Source organism: Nanoarchaeota archaeon, assembly GCA_018897155.1.
Classification (GTDB): Archaea; EX4484-52; EX4484-52; order EX4484-52; family LFW-46; genus LFW-46.
Map to the genome: position 1 here is coordinate 1 of JAHILE010000042.1, position 5345 is coordinate 5345.

The window sequence follows — 5345 nt, forward strand, 5'->3', positions numbered from 1 at the left end:
ATCGAATTCAGGCGCAGTAATGCCTGTAAATGACCTGAAAGAATTCGTTTTTTTATACAGTTTTTCATAGGTTATCATGTTATCTCCCCTGAGATAACATGGTTTTTGGAGTTTATGTGGTTAATTGCGCAAGAGGTTTAATCTCTGGAGAAATACCTAAATGAAAAAATATGAGGCATTATGCGCACCCCGCCGGGTCCGCGCCGCCAAACGTGCGCCAAAAAGATATATAAATCCAGATTACCAAATAATAGGTAACGCATTACCAAAAAAGAGGTATTTTCAAGCGAAGTTTAAAAAGCTTCGAACGAAGTGAGATGATTTTAAAGCGAAGTTTGAAAAGTTTCGAATGAGATGATTAATATGCTGACAAAAGAGCAGTTAAAAATATTCGCGGTCTTCAAAAAGGATATTTTCGCATCGCTGACATTCAAGCAGATTAAAGCGCAAAGCCTTCAGAAATCAAACAATATTGTCCAGCTTGCGCTGAAGGAATTCCAAAAGCAGAACCTTCTTAATGCGCAAAAGACCGGCGATGTAACTGCTTATTCCCTAAATCTGGACAACAATATGGCATTATCATACCTGAATCTGATAAACGAGCTTGAACTATACGCAAACAAAAAGCTTCCGAAAGATATGCTAAAAGATATACAAAACAGAATTTTCAAATATTCCGAATTCTTCATACTTTTAGTTTTCGGCAGCTACGCAGAAAACAAAGCAACGGAAAAATCCGACCTCGACATTGCACTTATCGCAGAATCTGAGCAGTCAAAAAAAGAAATGGCGCCATATATTGAAACCATAAAAAGAAGGGCGTTAATAAATATCGATTATCACATATTTACGCGCAAGGAATTTCTTGAAATGCTCCAGATTGACCAGCAAAATGTCGGCAAGGAAATTTATCGGAAAAATATAATTTATTATGGATTGATAGAGTATTATAACCTGATATGGAGGGTGAAGAAATGAATCCGATGGCAGAGATGTATCTTGAGCGCGCGGAAAATGAGTTTGCCGCCGCCGGAATGCTTATGGAGGTGTCCAGAAATCAAACGCTTCAGAAGGAGCAGTTCAGGATAGAAAAGAATTTTACATTCTACAGCGCAGTCATAAGCCATTCATACTATTGCATCTTCTACTCGGCAAAAGCAATACTTTTAAGCGAGGGCATAAAAACAGACTCGCCGGACATACATAAGAAAACCTTTGAAGCATTTGAAGCTTTCTTTGTCAAAACAGGAAAGCTTGACGTTCAATTGCTTATGATTTACAAAAAAATGATGCTTCGGGCAGAAGAATTGCTCGGCATCTATTCTTTAGAAAAAAAGAAGCGTGGAGAATATACTTATCAGAAGCTTCCGCAGGCAAATATGGAGCCGGCTGGAGAATCGCTTAAAAATGCGTCTTTATTCTTTAAGGCAATTAATGGAATTTTAAGGAAATTGTAAAAACGTCAGATAAAAACTGAAGCGTGATCTCAAATTTTTTGAGTTATCGGATAAAATCGGACAACTAAGACCATCATCTCAGACGAAAAATTCTATGAAATTGATTGCGAGTAGTCCTTAATCATTTCCCCCAATACAATTCTCTCATTTCAGGCTTGATTCTTGTAAGATGCTCTTTTGGCATTTCAGACATAAGTTTCCATGCGACTGTCAGAGTGTCTTTTATCGAACGGTCCTCTTTCTTTCCCTGGCGCACGAATTTATCCTCAAATGCCTCTGCGAATTTCAGAAGCTTTCGGTCTTTTTCAGAAAGCGCTTCTTCGCCTACAATCGCTACAAGCCCTCTTAAATCCCTGCCTTCTGCGTAGTTCGCATACAGCTGGTCAGACACTGATTTGTGGTCATCGCGCGTCTTGTCCTTTCCTATGCCCATGTTCATCAGCCTTGAAAGCGACGGAAGAATATCTATAGGCGGATAAATGCCTTTCCTGTGCAGTTCTCTTGAAAGTGTAATCTGGCCTTCTGTGATGTATCCTGTTAAGTCCGGAATTGGGTGTGTTATATCATCTCCTGACATTGTCAGAATCGGAATCTGGGTTATCGAGCCTTTTCTGTTTTTTATCATTCCTGCCCGTTCATATATTGTCGCAAGATCTGTGTACATGTAACCCGGATATCCTCGTCTGCCAGGTATTTCTTCTCTAGCAGCACCGATTTCACGAAGAGATTCGCAGTAATTGCTCATGTCTGTAAGTATGACAAGAACGTGCATGTCTTTTTCGAATGCAAGATATTCTGCAGCAGTGAGTGCCATTCTTGGCGTAACAATTCGCTCGACTGCCGGGTCGTTTGCAAGGTTCAAAAATACTACTGCCCGCTCAAGCGCGCCAGTCTTTTCAAAATCCGCCATAAAGTATTGTGCCTCTTCATTCGTAATTCCCATCGCCGCGAACACAACAGCGAAAGCTCCTTTTTGCCCCACGACTTTTGCCTGCCTTGCAATCTGAAGCGCGATTTCGTTATGCGGAAGTCCTGAGCCTGAGAAAATAGGAAGTTTCTGGCCTCTGACAAGCGTGTTTGTCGCATCGATTGTCGAAATTCCGGTCTGGATAAAATCAGAAGGCGATGCCCTTGAATAAGGATTTATTGCCGCGCCCATGATGTCACGCCGCTCTTCAGGAATAATCTCAGGGCCGCCGTCTATAGGCTTTCCTGCTCCTGAAAGAATTCTTCCGAGCATTTCGCCGGATACCGGCAATTTTATTGTTTCTCCAAGAAATCTGACTCTGGCTTCCCTATCAACTGCAGAAGTTCCTTCGAAAAGCTGGATTACTACAATATCTTTTGAAGTATCAAGAACCTGCCCGCTTTTTGTTTCGCCGTTTGAAAGCGCGATTTTAACGACTTCGCCATAGCCTACAGGCTCTGTTTTTTCGACAAATACAAGAGGCCCTGCGACCCTGCTGATTGTTTTATATTCTTTCATAAATTACACCAGAGAATAATCTGCTTTCAAAAATATGGGACAGAAGCTTTATATTAATTGAGTTAATCGATGAAAACGTGCATTACTTGAATCTGTATTATATGTCGCACACAACTTGCAGCACCCAGCCCTTTTTGCTGCTCGATATCTTCATCTCGTTGTATGTGACTGCCTTGACATTGTTATGGGCTTCATATTTTTGGCCGAGTTTGTCGCCGAGCGCGGTTGCTTCTACGGAATATTTGCCGTCCGTATCATCGACTTTTGATACAATCACTTCATGCGCGACAAAACCTTCTCCGTCAAGAAGGACAAGGAATTTCACAAGAAAATCATATAGCAGCGCTTCAAGGCTTTCGGCTTCTGCGGATATTTTCCGTTCAATTATTGGCTTTATCTTTTCTGTGTTTGTCATCACATTGAACATGGCAAGGGATGCATTTGCGAACGCTTCTTCAAGCGTTTTTCCGTATGCCTGAAACTTCACATCCGCTGTTTTCGGGAAAAATTTGAACTGCTCGCTACTGTTTTTTACAATTTTCATTCATTTCGCCTCATCCATAGTAGTACCGCTTTCATGCGCCCATATCAGAATGTCGAATTCATCCATCGATATTCCAATAGTTTCACAGAATACTTTTAACTTCTCTTCTATTTCAAGATATGTTCTCTTTGAAATAGACTTTGGTATATTATCTATGGCGCCAAGCGTTTTTAAGTTTTTCAGAATGTGCCGGTCAAGTATGGCGAGGCCGCAAAAACCGACATTGCGCAGGAAATGCGACGATTCTTTCCAGCCAAGCCCCTTGAAATAACGGCTGTTGTTTGCGATTTTTTCGCGAAGTTCGAAAGCATTGCCTGAAAGGTATTTGCTGAGGTTGATTTCATTCGCAATTAGGTTCGCGCGATTATGCATGAGAAACTTCTTTTTGTTCTCGCAATACCGCACGCCTTGAACACATTCGCCGATAATTCCTGTTTGCAGAAATTTGGTCTCTTCAAGCTGCTTTTGCGCGATTCTTCCGGCTTTTGCCGAGCCGTTTGCGGTCATGATGCAATAGCACATTTCGTAGAAAATCTGCTCATGCGTGCGAATTTTTTCGAAGTTCAAAAGGCGCAGTTTTATTGCGGATTTTTTAAGGTCATACTCTGCTTTTAGCGATTTAATATCCATTACGTAAGCCACCTCAAGAACCATTTTACAGTTTCGTTTATCAACTGCATCGTGTTATTATATCCGGCAAAATGGTGGTCTGCGCCGTTGATTATAACAAGTTTCTTCGGCTCATTGGCTTTCTCTGTGAGCTCCTTTGAGCTGCTGATATTTACCCGGTCATCTGCAGTGCCGTGAATAACAAGAAGCGGCGCATTAATTTTGCTAATCTCTTCAATCGGCCTGAACTGCTTCATTTCGTCAAAATATGGCTTTTTTATTTTATGGCTTGCGCGCTCGGCAAATCCGGATTTTTCCGCTTCCTTAAGCGATAGTATGAACTCCGCGGAAAGCTTCGTGTAGTCGGCAACAGGCGCAAAAAGGACAATTGCTTTGAGATCTTTGTTTTTTGCAGCCTCAAGAATCGCGATTTCGCCGCCGAGGGAATGTCCCACGATACCGATTTTGTTTATGTCTGCAAAGGTCTGTTTTTTCAGATAATTTATCGCGCATTCGAGATCATCAAGCTCTTGAATTATTGAAACATCATCCATTTCCCCTTCGCTGTCTCCATGCCCAGAAAAGTCGAACCGAAACACTGCAAAGCCATTTTTGCAAAGTGCCCTTGCAAGGCGTACGCGCAAGCGGTATTTTCCGATTTTGTCGCCGGAAAATCCGTGGCATAGAATAACTGCGGGTGCATTTTTAGTAATTTCGGGAGTATGCAAAATTCCGGCAAGATTCTGTTTTTTTGAATTTTTGAAAGAAATTACGTTTTCCATTAGAGACACCATAGAAAAAATGAAAAAGGGTGAGGGGCGGGATTTGAACCCACGTATGGGGATCCACAGTCCCCAGGACTAACCAGGCTATCTTACCCCCACCACAAGTACTATAAGAAATAGAGTGAGAAGTTTAATAATATTACTTTAGCTGAAGAATTGCGTATTTCCGCGTTTAAGGCTTTACTCTAATAAAAAAGAATGTATTTTCCTCTGAGCCGGTATTTTCAATTTTATGGACTTTATTTGAAGGGATGTATATTAAGTCATTTTTCCTATATTCCATTTTTGCGTCATCTTCAAATAAAATACCCCCATTTCCTTTTAACTTAACCTCGCCACTTCTGCATAGCTTCCGCTAAATTTCTTCCATTTCATAGTTTGCCACTTGCGGTTACCACCGCAAATTAAGGGGTTTATCCCCGCAGTTTCGTACAAAATCTCCAAGAATTGACCTTATTTCTTCG

6 protein-coding genes, 1 tRNA gene and 1 pseudogene are annotated in these 5345 nt (G+C 41.3%); 2 read left to right on the plus strand and 6 right to left on the minus strand.

What is annotated here, in order from left to right:
- Positions 1–363 precede the first annotated feature (363 nt).
- Both KKB09_05095 and KKB09_05100 read left to right on the plus strand, forming a co-directional pair.
- On the plus strand, positions 364–978 hold the full coding sequence (locus KKB09_05095) for a nucleotidyltransferase domain-containing protein (GenBank protein MBU4300566.1): 615 nt from the start codon (positions 364–366) through the stop codon (positions 976–978).
- Positions 975–1457 carry a HEPN domain-containing protein gene (locus KKB09_05100; protein ID MBU4300567.1) on the plus strand — a complete coding sequence of 161 codons (483 nt, stop codon included), beginning with the start codon at positions 975–977 and terminating at the stop codon, positions 1455–1457. The genes KKB09_05095 and KKB09_05100 overlap by 4 nt, the downstream gene beginning before the upstream one ends.
- Before the next feature lie 121 nt (positions 1458–1578).
- Here KKB09_05100 and KKB09_05105 read toward each other — a convergent pair whose 3' ends face one another.
- From KKB09_05105 to KKB09_05130, 6 genes and pseudogenes are all read right to left on the minus strand, one after another.
- On the minus strand, positions 1579–2943 hold the full coding sequence (locus KKB09_05105; GenBank protein MBU4300568.1) for a V-type ATP synthase subunit B: 1365 nt from the start codon (positions 2941–2943) through the stop codon (positions 1579–1581).
- A 97-nt stretch (positions 2944–3040) separates the two neighbouring features.
- The gene (locus tag KKB09_05110) at positions 3041–3487 is read right to left on the minus strand and encodes an archease (GenBank protein MBU4300569.1); all 447 of its coding nucleotides are present in this window, start codon (positions 3485–3487) and stop codon (positions 3041–3043) included.
- Positions 3488–4141 carry a DNA lyase gene (locus KKB09_05115; GenBank protein ID MBU4300570.1) on the minus strand — a complete coding sequence of 218 codons (654 nt, stop codon included), beginning with the start codon at positions 4139–4141 and terminating at the stop codon, positions 3488–3490.
- Complete coding sequence (locus KKB09_05120) at positions 4117–4878, minus strand: alpha/beta fold hydrolase (protein MBU4300571.1); 762 nt, start codon at positions 4876–4878, stop codon at positions 4117–4119. The genes KKB09_05115 and KKB09_05120 overlap by 25 nt, the downstream gene beginning before the upstream one ends.
- Positions 4879–4906: 28 nt before the next feature.
- Positions 4907–4980: transfer RNA gene (locus KKB09_05125), tRNA-His, on the minus strand.
- Between the two features lie 73 nt (positions 4981–5053).
- A pseudogene (locus KKB09_05130) lies at positions 5054–5206 on the minus strand (cupin domain-containing protein).
- Positions 5207–5345 lie beyond the last annotated feature (139 nt).

What these genes read in the sequence shown, in the direction of transcription:
- KKB09_05115 (MBU4300570.1), bottom strand. Translation starts at nt 4,141, where the DNA reads ATGGTTCTTGAGGTGGCTTACGTAATGGATATTAAATCGCTAAAAGCA.
- KKB09_05110 (MBU4300569.1), bottom strand. Translation starts at nt 3,487, where the DNA reads ATGAAAATTGTAAAAAACAGTAGCGAGCAGTTCAAATTTTTCCCGAAA.
- KKB09_05100 (MBU4300567.1), top strand. Translation starts at nt 975, where the DNA reads ATGAATCCGATGGCAGAGATGTATCTTGAGCGCGCGGAAAATGAGTTT.
- KKB09_05120 (MBU4300571.1), bottom strand. Translation starts at nt 4,878, where the DNA reads ATGGAAAACGTAATTTCTTTCAAAAATTCAAAAAAACAGAATCTTGCC.
- KKB09_05095 (MBU4300566.1), top strand. Translation starts at nt 364, where the DNA reads ATGCTGACAAAAGAGCAGTTAAAAATATTCGCGGTCTTCAAAAAGGAT.
- KKB09_05105 (MBU4300568.1), bottom strand. Translation starts at nt 2,943, where the DNA reads ATGAAAGAATATAAAACAATCAGCAGGGTCGCAGGGCCTCTTGTATTT.